This is a genomic window from Ruegeria sp. HKCCD6119, from assembly GCF_013110585.1.
Classification (GTDB): Bacteria; Pseudomonadota; Alphaproteobacteria; order Rhodobacterales; family Rhodobacteraceae; genus Ruegeria.
The window spans coordinates 1-18,750 of the sequence record NZ_WVQV01000020.1; the positions used below are offsets into that span (position 1 = coordinate 1).

Genomic DNA, 18,750 nt, shown 5'->3' on the forward strand with positions numbered 1-18,750 from the left:
GACGATAACGAAGGCGGCGGCGATAACGAAAGCGGCGGCGACAACGAAGGCGGCGGCGATAACGAAAGCGGCGGCGACAACGAAGGCGGCGACGATAACGAAAGCGGCGGCGACAACGAAGGCGGCGGCGACAACGAAAGCGGCGACGATAACGAAGGCGGCGGCGACAACGAAGGCGGCGACGATAACGAAGGCGGCGGCGATAACGAAAGCGGCGGCGACAACGAAGGCGGCGACGATAACGAAAGCGGCGGCGACAACGAAGGCGGCGGCGACAACGAAAGCGGCGGCGATAACGAAAGCGAAGGCACGGAAACCAACGCAGGAAACTCAGAAGTTGACGCTATGCAGGGTGAAAATCGCTGACCCACACAGAGCGTTCGTCTGAGCCAGGACACAATCTCAGGACAGGCTCTGACCAAGGTGCGGTCGCATAAGTCAAACACCCCAAAAAACGGAAAGGCCGGAGCGGGTCAGCTCCGGCCTTTCTGTACAACCGGGGCGATCAGTCCCGCAGCAATTCGTTGATTCCGGTTTTCGACCGGGTCTTTTCATCCACCCGCTTCACGATCACCGCGCAATACAGGCTGATGTTGTTCTTTGACGGCATCGAACCCGCGACGACCACGGAATAGGGCGGGACTTCGCCATATGTCACTTCGCCGGTTTCCCGGTCCACGATCTTGGTGGATTTGCCGATGAACACGCCCATCCCCAGAACCGAGCCTTCGCGGACGATGCAACCTTCGACCACCTCGGAGCGCGCGCCGATAAAGCAGTTGTCCTCGATGATGGTCGGGCCGGCCTGCATCGGCTCCAGCACGCCACCGATACCTACGCCGCCCGACAGGTGGACATTTTTGCCGATCTGCGCGCATGAGCCGACGGTCGCCCAGGTGTCGACCATGGTGCCTTCATCCACATAGGCGCCAAGGTTGACAAAGGATGGCATCAGCACCACGCCCGGCGCGATATAGGCCGATTTGCGGACAACGCAGTTGGGAACCGCGCGGAACCCGGCCGAGCGCCATTGATCTTCACCCCAACCGGCGAACTTGCTGTCAACCTTGTCCCACCAGCCGCCGTCCTGCGGACCGCCTGTCTGAATTTCCATGTCCTTGATGCGAAAGCCCAGCAGAACCGCCTTTTTGGCCCACTGGTTCACGTGCCAGTCGCCGTTTTCCAGCTTTTCGGCAACACGCAGCGACCCGCTGTCCAGCGCGTTCAGCGTGTCTTCGATCGCTTCGCGTTGTTCACCTGCCGTGGCGGGTGTGATCGTGTCGCGCGCCTCCCAGGCGGCTTCGATGGCGGCTTCCAGTTGCGCGTTGGACATGGGGCGTCTCCCTACAGAATCTGTTCATGTTGGTTTGGCCTATACGCAAGCCGGGCCCATGGCGCAATGCGACGAACACGGGTCGTTTTGCGTCTGAAAGGCCCGCAATCAGCTGGCGCGGCGTATATGTCGGGTCAGAATACCTTTTGCCGTGCTCAGGTCCTTCCGCCTGAGTGCCTGAACAAGTGCGGCGTGATCCTTGTCAGTTTGCTGCACCCATTTCGACCGCCAGTGCGCAAACAAGTGGCGTGCGCTTGCGATATGCAGATCGTCGATGGTGTGCAACAGACGGGGCAGCCCGCAAGGTGTCAGGATGGCGCGATGGAATGCTCTGTTCAACGCCTCCCATTGGGGCATCGTCTGCGCCTCGTCACAGGCGATGCGTGCGCGATCGATCTTGTCCAACGCGACCGGAGACATGTTCTGCACCGATTGCTGCAACGCCAGTGTTTCCAGCGCCACGCGCATTTCGATGACCTCTCGCACCTCTGCCGGGTCCAGCGCCGTGACCCGCATGCCCCGGCGCGGCTCGTGCCGGGCCAGTCCATGCGCCTCAAGCCGCAACAGGGCTTCCCGCACCGGAACATGGCTGGTGTCGAAGGTGCGGGCAATATGATCCTGCCGCAGCTTTTCCCCGGCGCTCAGCTCTCCGGTTATGATTTGCTGGCTGAGGTTCTGGTAAATCGTGTCCGAGATCGTAGCGGTCATAAATTATAGATAAAATCTACGACAGCTATCCTCAACCAGATAATTCACCCCGCAAGCGGGTCCGGCGCGATATTCGCACCACACACCAGAACGGCCACGCGTTCGCCCGGTTCGGGCCGATACACGCCCGAGGTCAAGGCTGCCAACGCCGTGGCGCCCGCCGGTTCCACCAGAATACGATGCGCCTGCCACAACGCCTTCTGAGCCGCCGCGATGGCATCATCCGACACCAGGACCGACGTCATCCCCTGTGCCAGGCCGAAACAGATCTGCCCGATCCGGCGCGCGCCCAGCGCATTTGCCGCGATGCCGGATACGGAAACATCCACCGGCTCACCGGCCTGCAACGCCGCATTCAATGCACAAGAGGTCTGGGGTTCGACCGCCACGACCTTGCGCGCTCCGTCAAACCAGGCCAACGCCCCGGCGATCAGCCCACCCCCGCCCACGGCGACCAACACCGTATCTGCCTGTAGGCCCTGCGCATCCCATTCCGCAAAGCAGGTCCCCTGCCCCGCCACGGTAGCCGGCGCATCATAGGCGTGAATCTGCATCGCGCCGGTCTCCGCTTCATGCGCCTGCGCCTGTGTCAGCGCATTGGCGTATTCGCCGGGCACAACGCTCAGATCCGCGCCGGTTTGCCGGATCAATGCAATCTTGGATGGCCCCGCCAGTTCGGGCACGAAAATCTTGGCCGGATAACCAAGCGCCTGCGCCGCAAAGGCCGCCGCTGCACCATGATTGCCACCGGATGCAGCCACGACACCTGCATCGGGCACGTCGAGGCTCAGCAACGTATTGAACGCACCGCGCGCCTTGAAACTGCCCGTGTGCTGCATGTGCTCCAGCTTCAGCTCAATGGGATGGCCCGGAATTCGGCTCTCGATCACCGGCGTCACCTGTGTATGCCCGGCGATACGATCCCGCGCCGCTGATATTTCGCTCTTCCAATTCATTCTTGTCTTTCCGTGACTGGCACTCTGCCCGCGAACCCTATAGCTGTTTGGAAAACACGCAAGCAGGGATCGATCACCCATGAGAGAAGACCGCCACAATCCGTTTCGCGATGCGCAGACAGATCGTTCGACCGCGAGCGAAGTGCCGGACACGCCGCAAACGCGATCGTCCGCCTATCGCCTTGCCTTTGCCGATGACGAATTCCTGTGCCGCGACGAGCTGCGCCCGGTACGTCTGCAACTGGAACTGCTGAAACCCGAGATGATCATGAGTGAGCGCGAGATCACCTCGACCATCGTGATGTTCGGCGGCGCGCGCATCCCTGAACCATCGCAGAAACACACCGCACGAACGGAAACGCTGGCTGGTCTGTCGGCCTATTACGACGAGGCGCGCGAGTTCGCGCGGCTGATGACCGTGAAATCGAACGAGACCGGCTGCCGTGAAAACGTGATCGTCACGGGCGGCGGCCCCGGTGTGATGGAGGCAGGCAACCGTGGGGCACAGGACGCGGGCGGATGCTCGATCGGGTTGAATATCGTTCTGCCGCACGAGCAGGCCCCGAACCTTTATGTGACGCCGGATCTCAGCTTCAACTTCCACTATTTCGCCATCCGCAAGATGCATTTCCTGATGCGCGCCCGCGCCATCACGATTTTCCCCGGTGGTTTCGGCACATTGGACGAGCTGTTCGAATCCCTGACCCTGATTCAGACCGGCCGGATGGACCGCGTGCCCTTCCTGCTGTTTGGTCGCGAATTCTGGGAAAAGGTCATCAACTGGAAAGCGCTGGCCGATGCCGGAACCATCTCGGACGAGGATCTTGACCTGTTTCGCTTTGTGGACACGGCGCAGGAAGCGGTCGAGATCATTGAAAACTGGGAGCCCGCCCCGCCCCGCGACGAAATTCCGGGGCGCTGAACCATGGCGCCCAAGACCGGAGAGATGCTGCATCTGCGCGGAAATGCCCTGAGCAAGGGCGAACCCGTAGCGCTGCCACTGACCCAAAGCAGCATGTACCACCTGCCGGGCACCCCGGACGGGCAGGCGAGTTACGGCCGGGTGGACAACCCGACCTGGGTGCATCTGGAGCATGTTCTGTCGCATTTGGAAGACGCGCCCTGCCTCAGCTTTCCCTCGGGCATGGCAGCGATTTCCGCAGCACTGTTTGCCACCGTAAAGGCCGGATCACGCCTGCTGATCCCCTCCGACGGCTATTACGTGACGCGCCTATTGGCCGATCGTTTCCTGTCGCGGCTGGGCGTGATCGTTGAGGAACGCCCCACCACCGCCTTTGCCGACGGCGGTTTTGACGGGTTCGATGTGGTCTTTGCCGAAAGCCCCTCGAATCCGGGGTTGGACATGATCGATCTGACCGAGGTGGCGGATCGGGTGCGCGCTGCCGGGGGCATAACCATTGCCGACAATACGACGATGACTCCGCTGGGTCAGCGTCCTCTCGATCTGGGCATCGATGTAGTCGTCTCGTCCGATACCAAGGCGATGGGCGGGCATTCCGACATGCTGATGGGCCATGTGGCCAGCCGCAACGGCGACATCATGGAACGGGTCGAGGAATGGCGGAAAGTCTCCGGCTCGATTCCGGGGCCACATGAAGCATGGCTTCTTCATCGCGGACTTGAAACGCTGGACGTTCGGTTCGACCGGATGTGCAGCTCGGCCGAAGTATTGGCCGAACGCCTGACGGCACATCCCGCAGTGAAACAGGTGCGCTATCCCGGGCTGGCCAACGACCCGTCGCATAAACTGGCGCAAGAACAGGCCACACGTTTCGGATTTCTGCTGTCCCTGACGCTGAACAGCGAAGACCGGGCCGAAGCCTTCATCAACAATTGCTCGCTTCTGCGCCCAGCCACGTCATTCGGAGGCGTCCACAGCTCGGCCGAGCGGCGCGCGCGCTGGGGCGACGACGTTGATCCGGCCTTCATCCGCCTGTCCGTCGGATGCGAACCCGTGGAAGAATTGTGGCAAGCTATCGAAGCCAGCCTGAACGTCGTGTGATTACTTTTTGGGCTCACGCAGTTCTTTGAACACGTAGATCGGCAGCACAACGCTGGCGATCAACGCCCCCAGCCAGACCAGCAATGTTGCCGCCAGCAGGTTCGAAACCCCGCCAACGGTCAGCCCGGCTGCAATCAGGTCGGTCACGAAAAGGCCCACGAAGGTTACGATCAGGGCGATCCCACCTTTCAGGGCGGGCGCTTTCTTTTCGCCCAGTTTCAGGATCAGGGGTTCAGCCACGACCTGTACGACGGTGAAGACAATCACCACCACGATGAACGAGATCGGCTTGATCGCAAATCCCGACAATATCAGCGCGGCAAGCAACAACCCAATGGCATTCCCGGCCATCAGGGCCAGGGCGGATTTTATTCTGCGTGACATGCGGCGGTCTCCGTCATTCGACAAGTATAAATATGCATATACTATCAGGTCTTCGGGATTTTACGAGACAATTCAATCGCCTCTTCCGTTTCAACCATTGAAATCAAATGGTAGAACACCTTCATCGTGATCAGACCCGCCCCTGACCTGTGAGAGTGAGATGAGCGACGACCCCTACACCGTTCTTGGTGTCTCGAAGGACGCCAGTGCAGCCGAGATCAAAAAAGCCTACCGGCGTATCGCCAAGGATTGCCATCCGGATCTGAAACCCGGCGATGCCACGGCCGAGGCCAAGTTCAAGGCCGCCGCCGCTGCTTATGATCTGTTGAAAGATCCTGAAACACGTGCGCGTTTCGACAACGGGGAAATAGACGCCTCGGGTCAGGAACGCCCGCAACAGCAGTATTACCGGGACTATGCCGAGGCTGCTGGAAACCCCTATCGCGGGCGTCAGGCGGATCCCGACGACATGTCAGACATCTTTGCCGAGTTCATGCGTGGTCGCGGCGGTTTTGGTGGCCAGCGCGGCCACCAGTTTCACGCACCGGGTCACAATCTGAACTATTCACTGCAAATCAGCTTTCTGGATGCCGTGTTCGGCGCCAGTCAGAAATTGACCTTGCCGGATGGAGACCGGATCGAGGTCAAAATCCCGGCCGGGATCACCGACGGCCAGACCATCCGGTTGCGCGGCAAAGGCGCGCCGGGATATGGCGAAGGCCCTCCGGGTGACGCACTGGTGACGGTTTCGGTCGCCAAGCACCCGGTTTTTGAACGTCAGGGCGACGACATCCATATCACGCTGCCGATCACAATCGACGAGGCCATTCTGGGCGGAAAAGTCCCGGCCCCTACCATAGACGGCGGTGTGAATGTCAACGTCCCGGCAGGCACCAGCAGCGGCAAAACGCTTCGGTTGCGCGGAAAAGGCGTGAAAAAGCGCGGCTCGTCCGCCCGTGGTGATCAGCTGATTGAGCTGACCATTGCGACACCGGACAAGATCGATGATGAACTGAAGCAGTTCATGGAAACCTGGCGTCAAAAGCACCGCTATGATCCGCGGAAAGGAATGCAGCTATGATCCTGACCGAAAAGGAACTGATCGAAACGGTCACCCGCCTGACCTCGGACCGCCTGACCGAATACCTGGCGGCGGAAATCGTGATTCCGGAACAGTCGGATCAAGGGCTGGTTTATCAAAATATCGACGTCGCCCGTCTGGAACTGGCCTGTGAGTTGCACGAACAGTACGACATGGAGGCGGATGCGCTGTCGATGATGATCTCACTGATCGACCAGCTGCATGGGCTGCGGGCCGAACTGCGCGAAGTTCTGAACGCGATCGAGGCGCAACCCGAACCTGTGCGGCAGCAACTGGTCAAGGTCATCGGTACAGCGCGATTCCGTCGCAGATAACGGGGTTTTGGACTCGAAACATTTGGATTAGAAGGCCGGCTTGATCCTTTGACAGGTGGCGCCATGACCCAGTCCAGATCCGAATTGCTGATGCCTGCGGGCAATCTGCGCAAGCTGAAACTCGCTGTCCTTTACGGGGCGGATGCGGTGTATCTGGGCACGCCCGATATGTCGCTGCGCACGAAATCCGAGTTTTCGCTGGAAGAGGTGATCGAGGGCGTCGAGTTCTGCCACAGCCATGGCCGGCGCGCCTATCTGACGCTGAACCTGTTTTCGCACAACAAGGACATCCCGAAGCTGGACGAATATATCGACACGGTCCGCAAAGTGCAGCCGGACGGGTTGATCATCGCCGACCCCGGCGTGTTCCAGTACGTGCGCGACCGTGCGCCGGAACTGCCGCTGCACATCTCGACCCAGGCCAATATCTGTTCCTGGCTGTCGGTGAAGTTCTGGCAGGATCAGGGCGCGGAACTGGTGGTTCTGGCGCGCGAGGTTTCCTACCCCGAACTGGTGGAGATCCGTGAAAAATGCCCGGACATCAAGCTTGAGGCTTTCGTCCACGGGGCCATGTGCATGACCTATTCGGGCCGCTGCCTGCTGTCGAACTTCATGGCCGAGCGCGGCGCCAACCAGGGCAACTGCGCCAATTCCTGCCGCTGGAACTATGCGCTGAAACTGCGCCTGAAGGACGGCACCCATCAGGAGTTGCGCATCACCGAGGAAAACGCCGACCTGTTCGAATTCCTGCTGGAAGAAGGCTGCCGCCCCGGCGATCTGATGCCGATCGAGGAAGACGACCGCGGTTCCTACATCCTCAATTCGCGCGATCTGTGCATCATGCCCAAGCTGGACGAATACCTTAAGATCGGGGTCGACAGCCTCAAGGTCGAGGGGCGCGGCAAGTCGGAATACTACGCCGCCATCGTCGCGCGCGCCTATCGCATGGCCATCGACGATTACTATGCCGACCCCCAGAACTGGGACCCGAAACCCTATATGCGCGAGTTGGAGACCGTGGGAAACCGCGGCTATACGCTGGCCTTCCACGAGGGGCGTCTGACCAACTACGCCCATGATTACGAGCACACGGCGTCCATCGCGCAATGGGAATATGCCGGGATCGTCACCGAAGTGGCCCAGGATGCCTTTCTGGTCGAGGTAAAGAACAAGCTGGAACCGGGCGATGTGCTAGATTTCGTCTCGCCCATCTCGCGCGAGACGGTTCTGCTGCGGGTCTATGATTTCGAACGCGCATCCGATGGTGCGCGGATGAACGCAGTGCATGGCAGCACCAAAACAGTGATCCGCCTGCCCTTCACCCTGTTCGACCACGAGGATATCGACGATCTGCGCGCCCGGTTCCCCGCCTATTCCGTTCTGCGCAAGGAACGCGCCCTGACTGACGAACACTGGAGCCGCATCCGCTTTGACAAGCTGGTGCAGGGTTTGGAAACCTCGGGCCGTGACAACCCTGGCGCCTATGCCCGCCGTCGCGACGCCTTGGTTGAAAAGATCGGCGAAGACGGCAACGAACGCCGTTTCAAAACCAACCGCATCGGCACCGAGGGTTGCTGTGGCAAAGGTTGCAACGGCTGCTTGATTTTCTGGCAGGACGACAAATACGCGCTGGCCCGTGAAGTTTTGTCAAAGCGCAAGCAGGGCGAACAACTCAGCCGCCGTGAGGCGACGGAACTGAAGCTGCCGGGCGCACAACAAGCCTGAGCCGGCTCAGTCGCGTGTTCGATACTCTTCCGGCACGTAAAACGTATAGTCCCGATCTGCCACCTGTTCGTGGCAGACATGGCAATAGGCCACGGCACCGGCGCGGTCGCCCATAGTGTCCCCAAAGACCGAGCCGTCCGGCAAGACCATGATGTAACGCCAATCCGCCGTGTCCGGGCTGGCATCTTCTGCCAGTTTCTCCATTACGAACATGGCACCGGGATGCACGTGACCTTCATCCGTCACGGTCATGCTGTCCTTGGCAAGAATCGACCCCATGGGAAGTTCTTCACCTTCCTGCAACGTCGCGTAGTTATGCGCCATGCGATTGGCGTAGCTGTTCACATACCTTTGCCCGTGGGTTGCCGAAATATAGGGCGCATCGTTGAAAATCGGCCAGCTTTGGTAGTTGAGGATCAGGTCCAGTTGCGCCACGGCGTAGCCACGCGCCATGCGGCGATTGAGGGATCGGTAGTGTTCCAAAGCCTCTTTTTTGCTCAACTCGGCAGGGTTTTCGATTGCAATATGAGCGTCCTGGCCTTCAGCAAAGGCCAAGCCTGAGCCCGAGACGATAGCAAGCGCAGCGGCACCAAAACGGATGATCGAAAAAGAACTTGCATTCATAATCGTGGCCCACCTGAAATTCAGTTCACCTGAGCGCTTTCTGCACCACTTGGAACAGTCTAGCGGAATCGCAAAAACTTGCCATCTCTGACCCGGACACCTCACCGGCTTGTGCATCGAATTGAAGAGGCAAATTCAGCGACGGGCACGAGAAATATAGCAAATCATGCATGTAGTTTCAGCATCTGAAACATTAAGTTTGAACAAAACAATTGTGACGTGCAGACAAAGCCAGAAAACACTTAAGGCGCGATCCGATCAAGCCTGGCCCAGATGGACCAAACCCTATCGGCTCAGACCCGTTTCGGCCTCGATTTGTTTGCGTGATTTGCGCGCCCGTTCGGTCGCCGACTTCAACTGACCGCAAGCCGCCATGATGTCCTCACCGCGTGTCTTGCGGATGGGCGAGGCATAGCCGGCCTGATAGATGATGTTTGCGAAGGCGCGGATGCGGTTGTTCGAGCTGCGCTTGTACGGTGCGCCGGGCCATTCGTTGAACGGGATCAGGTTGATCTTGGCCGGAATGTTGTGTCGCTTGATGTGATCGATCAAACGATGCGCATCTTCGTCACTGTCATTCACACCATCCAGCATCACATATTCAAACGTGATCCGTTCAGAGTTCGAAGCATTCGGATAGCTGGCCAAAGCGGTCAGCAGTTCCTCGATATTCCAACGTTTGTTGATGGGCACAAGAACGTCGCGAGTTTCGTCCGTAGTGGCGTGGAACGAGATCGCCAGCAAACAGCCGATTTCTTCGGCGGTGCGCGCGATCTCGGGCACCACGCCCGAGGTTGAAAGCGTGATGCGACGGCGCGACAGAGAAATGCCCTCGGGGTCCATGGCGATCTTCATCGCGTCGCGCACGTTTTCGAAATTGTAAAGCGGCTCGCCCATTCCCATCAGAACGATGTTCGACAGCAGGCGGGTTTCGTCCTTAGGTGCGCCGGGGGTTGGCCATTCTTCAAGATCGTCGCGCGCCATCATGATCTGGCCAACGATTTCGGCGGATGTCAGGTTTCGTACAAGTTTTTGAGTGCCGGTATGACAAAACGAACAGGTCAGCGTACAGCCCACCTGAGACGAGATACACAGCGTGCCGCGATCTTCCTCGGGGATGTAGACCACCTCGACCTCATGCCCGCCGGCGATACGGCACAGGTATTTGCGGGTGCCGTCCTCGGACACCTGACGTGTGACCACCTCGGGGATTTCGATCACGAAGTGCTCGGCCAGTTGAGCGCGATAAGCCTTTGCCAGATTGGTCATCTTTGCAAAGTCGCGCACGCCCCATTGGTAGATCCATTGCCAGATCTGACCGGTGCGCATCTTGGCCTGTTTCTCGGGCGTGCCGTGTTCAATCAAGGTTTCGCGCAAACGGTCGCGCGTAAGGCCGACGAGGTTGATCTTCCCGTCGGGCAGTTTGCGCGGGATGGTCATGACGTCTTGGGTGATCGGCGCTTTAGGCGACATTGGCGTATCTCAAAGGAATCGGGCTTGGGATGCGCCTCTATATAGGAACCTGTGCAAAGATCAAAAGGTTTCCTAAGCCAACAGGCCCGGCACGATGAACATACCGGGCCTTTTTGATCAGTTTACCGGCGGCGGTGTGTAGCAATCACTGGCGTCCAGAGTCTGAACCGGATCTTCCGGGCCACATTGCTCGCCCGATATCGGGTAGGTTTCAGCATTCTTCTCGCAAGCGCTCAGCACAGCGGCGGATGCGACCAGAACCAGAGTGATCCAAGTTTTCTGTTTCATCACGATGTCCTCTCTAGGTGGCTAAACCACTTAGTTCACATTGCCGAACGCGAAACTTTGATGCGGATCAAAACTGGCAGATGACCATACGTTAAAAGCCCCGCGACCAGGCGGGGCCTTTTCAACAATCGGCGCGATAAGATCAGTTGGTGCAGCGCTTCTCAGCGTCTTCAATCGCTGCGGTAAAGCCCAGCAGCGAGAAGGTGTCTTTCGTCTGCGTCCCACGCTCGGACCGGGCGGTCAGAACAGCCTCGGTTCCGCGCTTCAGGGCGGTGATGATCTTGGCATCATCCGCATCCGACGCGGCCCAGGCCCATTCGCCTTCTGTGAACAGTTCGAACTCGGTCCCGTCCACATTCAGGTTCACCGTCGAACCCGCGGCAAACGGGTAGCCGCCAGTAAAGGTCAATTGGCCTTTGACCTCGGCATTCGGGCGATAGAACACAAACAGCAGGATATCGCTGCGCCGTACGGAAACCACACGTCCACCGCGGGTGTTTACAGTTTCTTTGGGTGCCGAGACGCTCCAGCATTCGGTGGGATCGTCTTCGACAAAAACGCTCCAATCCGTTTTTGCAGCAACGCGGTTGGTGCTTGTCGCCTGTTGGGCGATTGCAGATGTTGCTGCGATGCCTGCCATACACAGGCCCGCTATCGTGCGAACGAGCATTGATCCCATTTGTCCAGCCTCCTAGCTCGACCCTTACCTCATACCCATCGGACACGTCTGCGAACCCTGCCGGTTCGTCTATTCGTTTGCGTCTTCCGATGATTGCCGACATACACACACTAACGCAGGTTTCGCCACAGGCGAAAGGGCGATTGGCAGAATTTTGCGCATAAATTTCGGAGGTCCAGATGACGCAGCCCGTACCCATGACAGAACTTTGGCGCGGCCCTCTGCTGGAAAGTCTGCATCTGGGTCATGCGGTTATTTGCGATGACACGGGCCAGATCGTGCGCAGTTGGGGCGACCCGCAATCCGTCATATACCCGCGGTCATCCGCCAAGATGATTCAAGCGCTTCCGTTGGTCACATCAGGGGCGGCGGCGAAATACGGTCTGACCAGCGAACACCTCGCGTTAGCCTGCGCCTCGCATAACGGGGCGGCGATCCACACGGATCGCGTGACGGCGTGGCTGGACCATCTGGGGTTGAACGAGCACGATCTGCGGTGCGGCCCACAGGAGCCCGCCGACACCGCCGCGCGCGACCGGCTGATTTTGGCGGACGACACGCCTTGCCAGATCCACAACAATTGTTCCGGCAAACATTGCGGCTTTCTGACTCTGGCACAGCATATGGGCGCCGGGCCGGAATACCTTGAAATTGATCATCCGGTGCAACAAGCCTGCCTATCTGCCGTCGAAGAAACAACGGCCGAGACCAGCCCGGCATACGGCATCGATGGCTGTTCCGCCCCGAATTTCGCCACATCGCTTTTCGGTTTGGCACGTTCGATGGCTTGGTTTGCTTCAGCCGCAGACCGGTCCGACCGCTCCAGCGATGCAGCGATGCAGCTGGTGGCCGCGATGGTGAAACACCCGGAACTGGTTGCCGGTGAAACCCGGGCCTGCACCGAACTGATGCGCGCCATGAACGGGCGCGTCGCCATCAAGACCGGGGCCGAGGCGGTGTTTGTGGCCATCATCCCGGAAAAACGCATGGGCGTTGCGCTGAAGATCACCGATGGCACCACACGGGCCAGCGAATGCGCCATCGCCGCTATTCTGGTGAGCCTTGGTGTGCTGGAGGCCGATCACCCGGCCACCCGCAAATTCATGAACGCCACGCAATACAGCCGCCGGGGGCTGGAATGCGGCGTGATCAAACCTGCGCCGGGTTTCCCCGGCTAAGGCCGCTACATCTCGATCTCGTGCACCTCGGCCACTTCAACCGAGCCTGTGCCATTGACGACCATCGGACAGCCCTTGGCCATCTCGGTCGCAGCATCGATACTGTCAGCTTTGATCACCGTGAAGCCCGAGGCCGGGTTTGCGCCGCCGTTATCGACCACTCCGTTGTTGCTGACGGTGTAAGACTGCCCCACCGGGTTTCCGGGGATATCGAGGGCGTCTCCCATATCCTGAAACCAGGCGCCCCAGGCGGCCATGGTCGCCTCGATCTCGGCGGGGTCGGTCGGGGTGTGTCCCCCGTGATAAACAAACAAATATTGGGGCATATCGCTCCTCCCTGATGAAAACTTATTTGCACTTCGCTTCGAGTTTGCGCAGCGAAGACGTCCAGCCCTGATTGTGGTTCGCGGCTGCTTCGGCATCGGCCAGTTCGCGGTGGTCCAAAACCAGGCGCGACCCCGTGCCTGTCGCTGTGACTGTGAAGGTGACGTGGCTTTCGGCCCCGCGCTGATCCTGATCGTCATGCCAGCCCCAGGTAAACCCCACCGAGTTTGGAGGGTCGACATGCGTGACGTGGCCCGAGACCTTGTATTGCTGGCCCTCGCCGTTTTCCATTACCGAATACCACGGGCCGGTGCGCGAGAAATCCAGATTGTGTTCAGGCACGTGCATCCCTTCGGGGCCCCACCATTGCAACAACCGGCTGCCGTCACTGATCCATGCAAACAGGTCCTCTGGGCTGACGGGGAAATCCCGTTCCAGTTTCAGGTCGGCCATGAATTCTCCCTTTCGATGATATCACTGAGGCGATCAAGGCTGCTTTCCCAGAATTGCCGTTTGGAGATCGTCCAGTCGGCAATCATACGCAGCCCGTCGGACCGGATGGAGTACATCCGTTGGGTGCCCCGCACACGCTGCTGCACCAACCCGGCCTCGCGCAGCACCTTGAGGTGGCGCGAAATCGCGGCGCCGGACATGCCGCGCCCTTCGATCAGGTCACCAGCGGGCAGTTCGCCCTGCTCCATCAGTTGCTCGACAATCGAGAACCGGGTGGCATCAGACAAAGCGGAAAAGGTGGTCAGAAGCGTGCTCATGACCCCTATTTAACACAAATGTTAAATAATGAAAAGCCCTGTCAGGATTCGGCAAAATCCGCGCGACTGTACCCTTGTAGATAAAGCAGTGCCGTCAGGTCGCCGTGATTCACCCGCACATCACATTGTGCGGCCACCGACGGTTTGGCATGAAGGGCAACCCCGGTCCCGGCCCGGCCAAGCATTCCAAGGTCATTGGCCCCGTCACCCACGGCAATCACATCACTTTCCGACAGGCCCCGACGCGTTGAAATCTGCGCCAGCGCTTCGACCTTGGCCTGACGCCCCAGAATAGGACGCGCGACGTCTCCGGTCAGCTTGCCATCTTCCGCCAGCAAAGTGTTGGCACGGTTTTCATCGAACCCCAAAAGCTCTGCCACCCGCGCGGTAAAGGCCGTAAAGCCACCGGATACCAATGCTGTATAGGCCCCGTTGGCCCGCATCGTCGCCAGCAATTCCCTGCCTCCGGGCATCAGGGTGATCCGTTCGCGCAGGACTTTGCCGATGACGCTTTCATCCAGATCCTTCAGCAAACCAACCCGCTCGATCAGGGCACCTTCGAAATCCAGCTCTCCGTTCATGGCGCGGGCGGTGATGTCCTTGACCCTTTCGCCGACGCCAGCCTCATCCGCCAGTTCGTCAATGCATTCCTGCTGGATCATGGTGCTGTCCATATCGGCCAGCAGCATCTGTTTGCGCCGCCCCTGCGCAGGCTGCAAAATCAGGTCCACGCCCATACCCTGCAAGTCTGCCCAAACGTCCCAGCGATTGTCGGGGATGGCGTTCAACTCGAATTCTGCCGCCTCATCCGGGTTGAGCCAGAAGATGTCCCCGCCACCCCACGCATTGCGCAGTGACTCGGGTAATGCGCTGTCCAGCGAAGGCGCTGCCGGATTGGTCAGCAAAGTGGCGACATACATCTTCAATCTCCAAATTTCTTGGCCGGGCGAGGTGATCTAGGGGGTCAACGACAAACGGCCCTGATCGGTCAATTCCCAGCAAGTCTGCCCTTCGAACACAGCGACACCCACCGGGCGCCCATATCCAGCACCTGTGTCCAGATTGACGCGATTTCCATAATGCGTTGCCCGGTCCACCGGAGTATGACCATGCACGATCAGCTTGGGATGCGGACCCCGATGAGCATGAAAATCCTGCCTGATCCAGACCAGGTCGTTGTCCCCCTGCGCGTTGAGCGGCACGCCCGGGCGAATGCCTGCGTGAACAAAGGCAAGCTCGGGCGTCTGATGCATCAGAACCAGATCTCGCAGAAAGGTCAGGTGCGATTTCGGCACCGCCGCCTGCGCCATCTGATGCAGATCTTCCAGACGAATCTGGCCTTCGAATTCCACGCCATAACTGCGCAGGGTCTCGACCCCACCCAGCCTTTCATGCAGCCAATGATACCCGACAAGCAAATGCGGATCGTGACGCGGCGTATCCTCCATGAACCAGGCGAACATGCGATCATGGTTGCCCAGCAAAGTGATCCAGTTCAGACCCGCGTCGCGCCCGGCAATCAGACGCTCGATCAGCCCGCGGCTGTCAGGGCCGCGATCCACGTAATCACCTAGAAACACGATCTGGGCGTCCGGGCCGCCATCACCCCGGATCAGAGACAGCGCGCGTTCCAGCTCGGCCACCTGCCCGTGCAGATCACCAACAACGTAGACAGGCTGTGTCATAGATCCTCCGACGGTAAGGTTCAGCTTGCTTGTGCCGCAGATTGCAGCCCGAGAAAACAAAGGACCCGGGCCTTCGGTCAACCGGGTCCTGAACTGTTTCTCAAACTCAACAGGCCTCGTCAGGTGACATCAAATTCCAGCGGCTTGATCTGCGTGAACAGACCCGTTTCCGCCAGCTTGGCGCGTGCCTCGGCCGGAACGGGCTCGTCGACATAAAGCAACGCAATCGCTTCTCCTCCGGCCTCGGATCGACCAAGGGTAAAGTTCGCGATGTTGACGTTGTTCTCGCCCATGGTCTGCCCCAAAGCACCGATGATGCCCGGCACGTCTTCGTTGGTGGTGTAGAGCATATGGGCACCGACCTCGGCGTCGATATTGATGCCCTTGATCTGGATGAACCGCGGTTTGCCGTCGCTGAACACGGTGCCGCCGATAGAACGCTCGCGCTTGTCGGTCACAACGGTGACTTTGATATAGCCCTCAAACGCACCCGATTTGTCCTGATTGGTGGTCGAGATCTTAATCCCACGTTCCTTGGCGACAACCGGGGCCGACACCATGTTCACCTCGGGGTTGAACTTTTTCATGATCCCGGCGACCACCGAGCAGTTCAACGCCGCCAGATTCATTTCAGCGGCCACACCATCATACAGGATATTGATCGCCTTGACCGGCTCATCCGTCATCTGGCCGATAAAGCTGCCCAGATGGCCGGCCAGCTTGATCCACGGCCCCATCACCTTGGCTTCTTCCGCCGTTACACTGGGCATGTTCAAAGCGTTCTCGACCGCACCTGTCAGCAAATAGTTCGAGATCTGCTCGGCCACTTGCAGCGCCACATTCTCCTGCGCTTCGGTCGTTGCTGCACCAAGATGCGGCGTGCAGACCACGTTGGGCAGATTGAACAGGGGGTTGTCCTTGGCGGGTTCCTCACCGAACACGTCAAACGCGGCGCCCGCAACGTGACCGGATTGCAGCGCCTCGGCCAAGGCCTCCTCATCGACCAGACCACCCCGAGCACAGTTGATGATGCGCACGCCTTTCTTGGTCTTGGCAAGGTTCTCACGGCTCAGAATATTGCGGGTCTGATCCGTCAGCGGCACGTGCAGGGTGATGAAGTCGGCGCGGGACAGCAACTCGTCCAGCTCTACCTTTTCCACGCCCATCTTGGCGGCTTTCTCTTCGCCCAGATAGGGATCATAGGCGATGACTTTCATCTTCAGGCCAAGCGCGCGCTCGCACACGATGCCACCGATGTTCCCCGCACCAATGACGCCGAGCGTCTTGTTGGTCAGCTCGATCCCCATGAACTTGGACTTTTCCCACTTGCCCGCATGGGTCGAAGTCGAGGCCTCGGGGATCTGCCGCGCCACGGCAAACATCATCGCAATGGCGTGTTCGGCAGTGGTGATCATGTTGCCGAATGGCGTGTTCATCACGATCACACCTTTTTTCGACGCTGCTTCCTTGTCGATATTGTCAGTGCCGATTCCAGCGCGGCCGATCACCTTCAGCTTATCGGCTTTTTCGAGAATGGTCGGCGTGACCTTGGTGGCCGAGCGGATGGCAAGACCATCATACTGGCCGATCACCTCGGCCAACTTGTCCTTGTCCTTGCCCAGATCGGGCATGAAATCCACGTCGATGCCGCGATCACGGAAAATCTGAACGGCGGTTTCGCTGAGTTTGTCGGAAACGAGTACTTTGGGAGCCATGTTTGTGGTCCTTGAATGTATTGAGAGGTCCGGGCCGATGCGGCCCGGTGGAGATGGGATGCGATCAGGCGGCTTCTGTCTGCGCCGCGATTTCGGCCTCAAAGGCCCATGCCAGCCAAGGCAGCATCGCTTCGATGTCCGAGGTCTCGACCGTACCGCCGCACCAGATCCGCAAGCCCGCAGGCGCGTCGCGATAGGCACCGATGTCCAGCGCGATATTCTCGGACTCCAGCCGCTTGGCCACAGCCTTGGCAAAGCTTGCGCCGTCCTGAATTCGGGCGTCGGTGAATTTCAGACAGACGGATGTGTTCGACCGCGTCGCAGCGTCTGCGGCCAGGTTTTCGATCCAGTCGTTCCGGTCGCAGAACGCATGCACTGCATCGGCATTGGCGTTCGCGCGGGCTGTAAGGCCCTTCAGACCGCCCACCGAGCGCGCCCAATCCAGTGCAAACAGATAATCCTCAACCGCCAGCATCGACGGCGTGTTGATCGTCGCCCCGGTAAAGATGCCTTCGATCAGCTTGCCACCCTTGGTCAGGCGGAAAATCTTGGGCAGCGGCCATGCAGGGGTGTAGCTCTCCAGACGTTCAACGGCGCGCGGGGACAGGATCAGCATCCCATGCGCGGCCTCACCGCCCAGAACCTTCTGCCAGCTGAAGGTGGTCACATCCAGCTTGTCCCAGGGCAGGTCCATCGCAAAGGCAGCCGAGGTTGCGTCGCAGATCGTCAGACCCTGACGATCATCGGCGATCCAGTCGCCATTCGGCACGCGCACGCCCGAGGTGGTGCCATTCCACGTAAAGACCACGTCATTGGCGAAATCGACCGATGCCAGATCCACGATCTGTCCGTAATCGGCGGTCTTCACCTCGGCGTCGATCTTAAGCTGCTTGACCACATCGGTCACCCAACCGGACCCAAAGCTTTCCCACGCCAGCATCTCGACCTTGCGTTCGCCCAATAGCGACCAAAGAGCCATCTCAACCGCGCCCGTGTCCGAGGCGGGAACAATGCCGATCCTGTAATCTGCCGGAATGCCAAGCACCTCGCGCGTGCCTTCGATGGCCGCTTTCAGCTTGTCCTTGCCAACGGCGGCACGGTGCGAGCGTCCCAAGGCGGCATCGGCCAGTTTGGTCAGATCAAATGTGGGGGGTTTGGCGCAAGGGCCCGAGGAAAAACGCGGATTGGCCGGCCGCGTCGCCGGTTTTTGAGTGCTCATCTGTATTACCCTTCCAGATACACGCCCCTCGTTGGGGAGGGGTGTCCCACGCACAGAGCTATGGGCCCTTCGCACCCGCAGCAAGCGAAAAAGACGCTTCGCTGGGTAAAAACGACATCCAAAGAGGGCACAAATCAGAACATGAGTTTCCGATTGGCGAAAAACCCCGCCGAAACTCGGCGGGGTTGTTGCTGTTATTCCGCGGCGTCTGCGTATGCGTCCATTGGGGGGCATGTGCAGACGAGGTTTC

Annotated in this window: 22 protein-coding genes; 7 read left to right on the top strand and 15 right to left on the bottom strand. The window is 59.4% G+C overall.

All coding sequences use genetic code 11. The annotated features are described in order from the left end of the window. The coding region (locus GS611_RS20690) for a hypothetical protein (RefSeq protein WP_216598362.1) at positions 1-366 on the top strand (366 nt) is incomplete at its 5' end. 139 nt (positions 367-505) lie between these two features. Here GS611_RS20690 and dapD read toward each other — a convergent pair. The 3 genes from dapD to GS611_RS20705 form a co-directional block, all read right to left on the bottom strand. Next, a complete protein-coding gene (gene dapD, locus GS611_RS20695) occupies positions 506-1,333 on the bottom strand; it encodes a 2,3,4,5-tetrahydropyridine-2,6-dicarboxylate N-succinyltransferase (RefSeq protein WP_171119955.1) in 828 nt (275 codons plus the stop codon). 108 nt (positions 1,334-1,441) lie between these two features. After that, on the bottom strand, positions 1,442-2,041 hold the full coding sequence (locus GS611_RS20700) for a GntR family transcriptional regulator (protein WP_171119956.1): 600 nt from the start codon (positions 2,039-2,041) through the stop codon (positions 1,442-1,444). 44 nt (positions 2,042-2,085) lie between these two features. After that, on the bottom strand, positions 2,086-2,997 hold the full coding sequence (locus tag GS611_RS20705) for a threonine/serine dehydratase (protein ID WP_171638602.1): 912 nt from the start codon (positions 2,995-2,997) through the stop codon (positions 2,086-2,088). A 79-nt stretch (positions 2,998-3,076) separates the two neighbouring features. On the opposite strand from GS611_RS20705, the gene GS611_RS20710 reads away from it, so the two are divergent. Together GS611_RS20710 and GS611_RS20715 are read left to right on the top strand one after the other, a co-directional pair. Further along, positions 3,077-3,919, top strand: a complete 843-nt coding sequence (locus tag GS611_RS20710) for a TIGR00730 family Rossman fold protein (RefSeq protein ID WP_171638604.1) — start codon at positions 3,077-3,079, stop codon at positions 3,917-3,919. Positions 3,920-3,922: 3 nt separating this feature from the next. After that, positions 3,923-5,020, top strand: coding sequence for a cystathionine gamma-lyase (locus GS611_RS20715; protein ID WP_171638606.1), 1,098 nt, complete (start codon positions 3,923-3,925; stop codon positions 5,018-5,020). On the opposite strand, the gene GS611_RS20720 is transcribed toward GS611_RS20715, so the two are convergent. Then, a complete protein-coding gene (locus GS611_RS20720; protein ID WP_171638607.1) occupies positions 5,021-5,404 on the bottom strand; it encodes a hypothetical protein in 384 nt (127 codons plus the stop codon). 160 nt (positions 5,405-5,564) lie between these two features. Here GS611_RS20720 and GS611_RS20725 point away from each other — a divergent pair, with 160 nt between their 5' ends. The 3 genes from GS611_RS20725 to GS611_RS20735 all read left to right on the top strand — a co-directional run bounded on the left by GS611_RS20725 (position 5,565) and on the right by GS611_RS20735 (position 8,545). After that, complete coding sequence (locus tag GS611_RS20725; RefSeq protein WP_171638609.1) at positions 5,565-6,485, top strand: DnaJ C-terminal domain-containing protein; 921 nt, start codon at positions 5,565-5,567, stop codon at positions 6,483-6,485. Beyond that, on the top strand, positions 6,482-6,820 hold the full coding sequence (locus tag GS611_RS20730) for a hypothetical protein (protein ID WP_171638611.1): 339 nt from the start codon (positions 6,482-6,484) through the stop codon (positions 6,818-6,820). The genes GS611_RS20725 and GS611_RS20730 overlap by 4 nt, the downstream gene beginning before the upstream one ends. Before the next feature lie 63 nt (positions 6,821-6,883). Continuing rightward, complete coding sequence (locus GS611_RS20735) at positions 6,884-8,545, top strand: U32 family peptidase (RefSeq protein ID WP_171638612.1); 1,662 nt, start codon at positions 6,884-6,886, stop codon at positions 8,543-8,545. A gap of 6 nt (positions 8,546-8,551) precedes the next feature. On the opposite strand, the gene GS611_RS20740 is transcribed toward GS611_RS20735, so the two are convergent. From GS611_RS20740 to GS611_RS20755, 4 genes are all read right to left on the bottom strand, one after another. Continuing rightward, a complete protein-coding gene (locus GS611_RS20740) occupies positions 8,552-9,169 on the bottom strand; it encodes a cytochrome P460 family protein (RefSeq protein ID WP_171638613.1) in 618 nt (205 codons plus the stop codon). A gap of 285 nt (positions 9,170-9,454) precedes the next feature. Then, positions 9,455-10,642, bottom strand: a complete 1,188-nt coding sequence (gene rlmN, locus GS611_RS20745) for a 23S rRNA (adenine(2503)-C(2))-methyltransferase RlmN (RefSeq protein WP_171638614.1) — start codon at positions 10,640-10,642, stop codon at positions 9,455-9,457. A 117-nt stretch (positions 10,643-10,759) separates the two neighbouring features. Continuing rightward, positions 10,760-10,930 carry a hypothetical protein gene (locus tag GS611_RS20750; protein WP_171638615.1) on the bottom strand — a complete coding sequence of 57 codons (171 nt, stop codon included), beginning with the start codon at positions 10,928-10,930 and terminating at the stop codon, positions 10,760-10,762. Between the two features lie 142 nt (positions 10,931-11,072). Continuing rightward, the gene (locus GS611_RS20755; RefSeq protein ID WP_171638616.1) at positions 11,073-11,609 is read right to left on the bottom strand and encodes an invasion associated locus B family protein; all 537 of its coding nucleotides are present in this window, start codon (positions 11,607-11,609) and stop codon (positions 11,073-11,075) included. 179 nt (positions 11,610-11,788) lie between these two features. Between GS611_RS20755 and GS611_RS20760 the strand changes: the two genes are divergently transcribed. Then, positions 11,789-12,787, top strand: a complete 999-nt coding sequence (locus GS611_RS20760) for an asparaginase (protein WP_171638617.1) — start codon at positions 11,789-11,791, stop codon at positions 12,785-12,787. A gap of 5 nt (positions 12,788-12,792) precedes the next feature. On the opposite strand, the gene GS611_RS20765 is transcribed toward GS611_RS20760, so the two are convergent. The 7 genes from GS611_RS20765 to GS611_RS20795 form a co-directional block, all read right to left on the bottom strand. Continuing rightward, complete coding sequence (locus GS611_RS20765) at positions 12,793-13,113, bottom strand: YciI family protein (protein WP_171638618.1); 321 nt, start codon at positions 13,111-13,113, stop codon at positions 12,793-12,795. 22 nt (positions 13,114-13,135) lie between these two features. Then, positions 13,136-13,564 (bottom strand): SRPBCC domain-containing protein, encoded by a 429-nt coding sequence (locus GS611_RS20770; protein ID WP_171638619.1) that lies wholly within the window; start codon positions 13,562-13,564, stop codon positions 13,136-13,138. Further along, entirely contained in the window at positions 13,552-13,881 is a 330-nt protein-coding gene (locus tag GS611_RS20775; protein ID WP_171638620.1) for a helix-turn-helix transcriptional regulator, read from the bottom strand. The genes GS611_RS20770 and GS611_RS20775 overlap by 13 nt, the downstream gene beginning before the upstream one ends. 41 nt (positions 13,882-13,922) lie before the next feature. Further along, entirely contained in the window at positions 13,923-14,801 is an 879-nt protein-coding gene (gene serB, locus GS611_RS20780) for a phosphoserine phosphatase SerB (protein WP_171638621.1), read from the bottom strand. A 36-nt stretch (positions 14,802-14,837) separates the two neighbouring features. Beyond that, entirely contained in the window at positions 14,838-15,566 is a 729-nt protein-coding gene (locus GS611_RS20785; RefSeq protein ID WP_171638622.1) for a metallophosphoesterase family protein, read from the bottom strand. 119 nt (positions 15,567-15,685) lie between these two features. Then, positions 15,686-17,281: a phosphoglycerate dehydrogenase gene (gene serA / locus GS611_RS20790; protein WP_171638623.1), complete on the bottom strand. Its 1,596-nt coding sequence runs from the start codon at positions 17,279-17,281 to the stop codon at positions 15,686-15,688. Positions 17,282-17,345: 64 nt separating this feature from the next. Further along, complete coding sequence (locus GS611_RS20795; protein WP_171638624.1) at positions 17,346-18,500, bottom strand: phosphoserine transaminase; 1,155 nt, start codon at positions 18,498-18,500, stop codon at positions 17,346-17,348. Between the last annotated feature and the right edge of the window lie 250 nt (positions 18,501-18,750).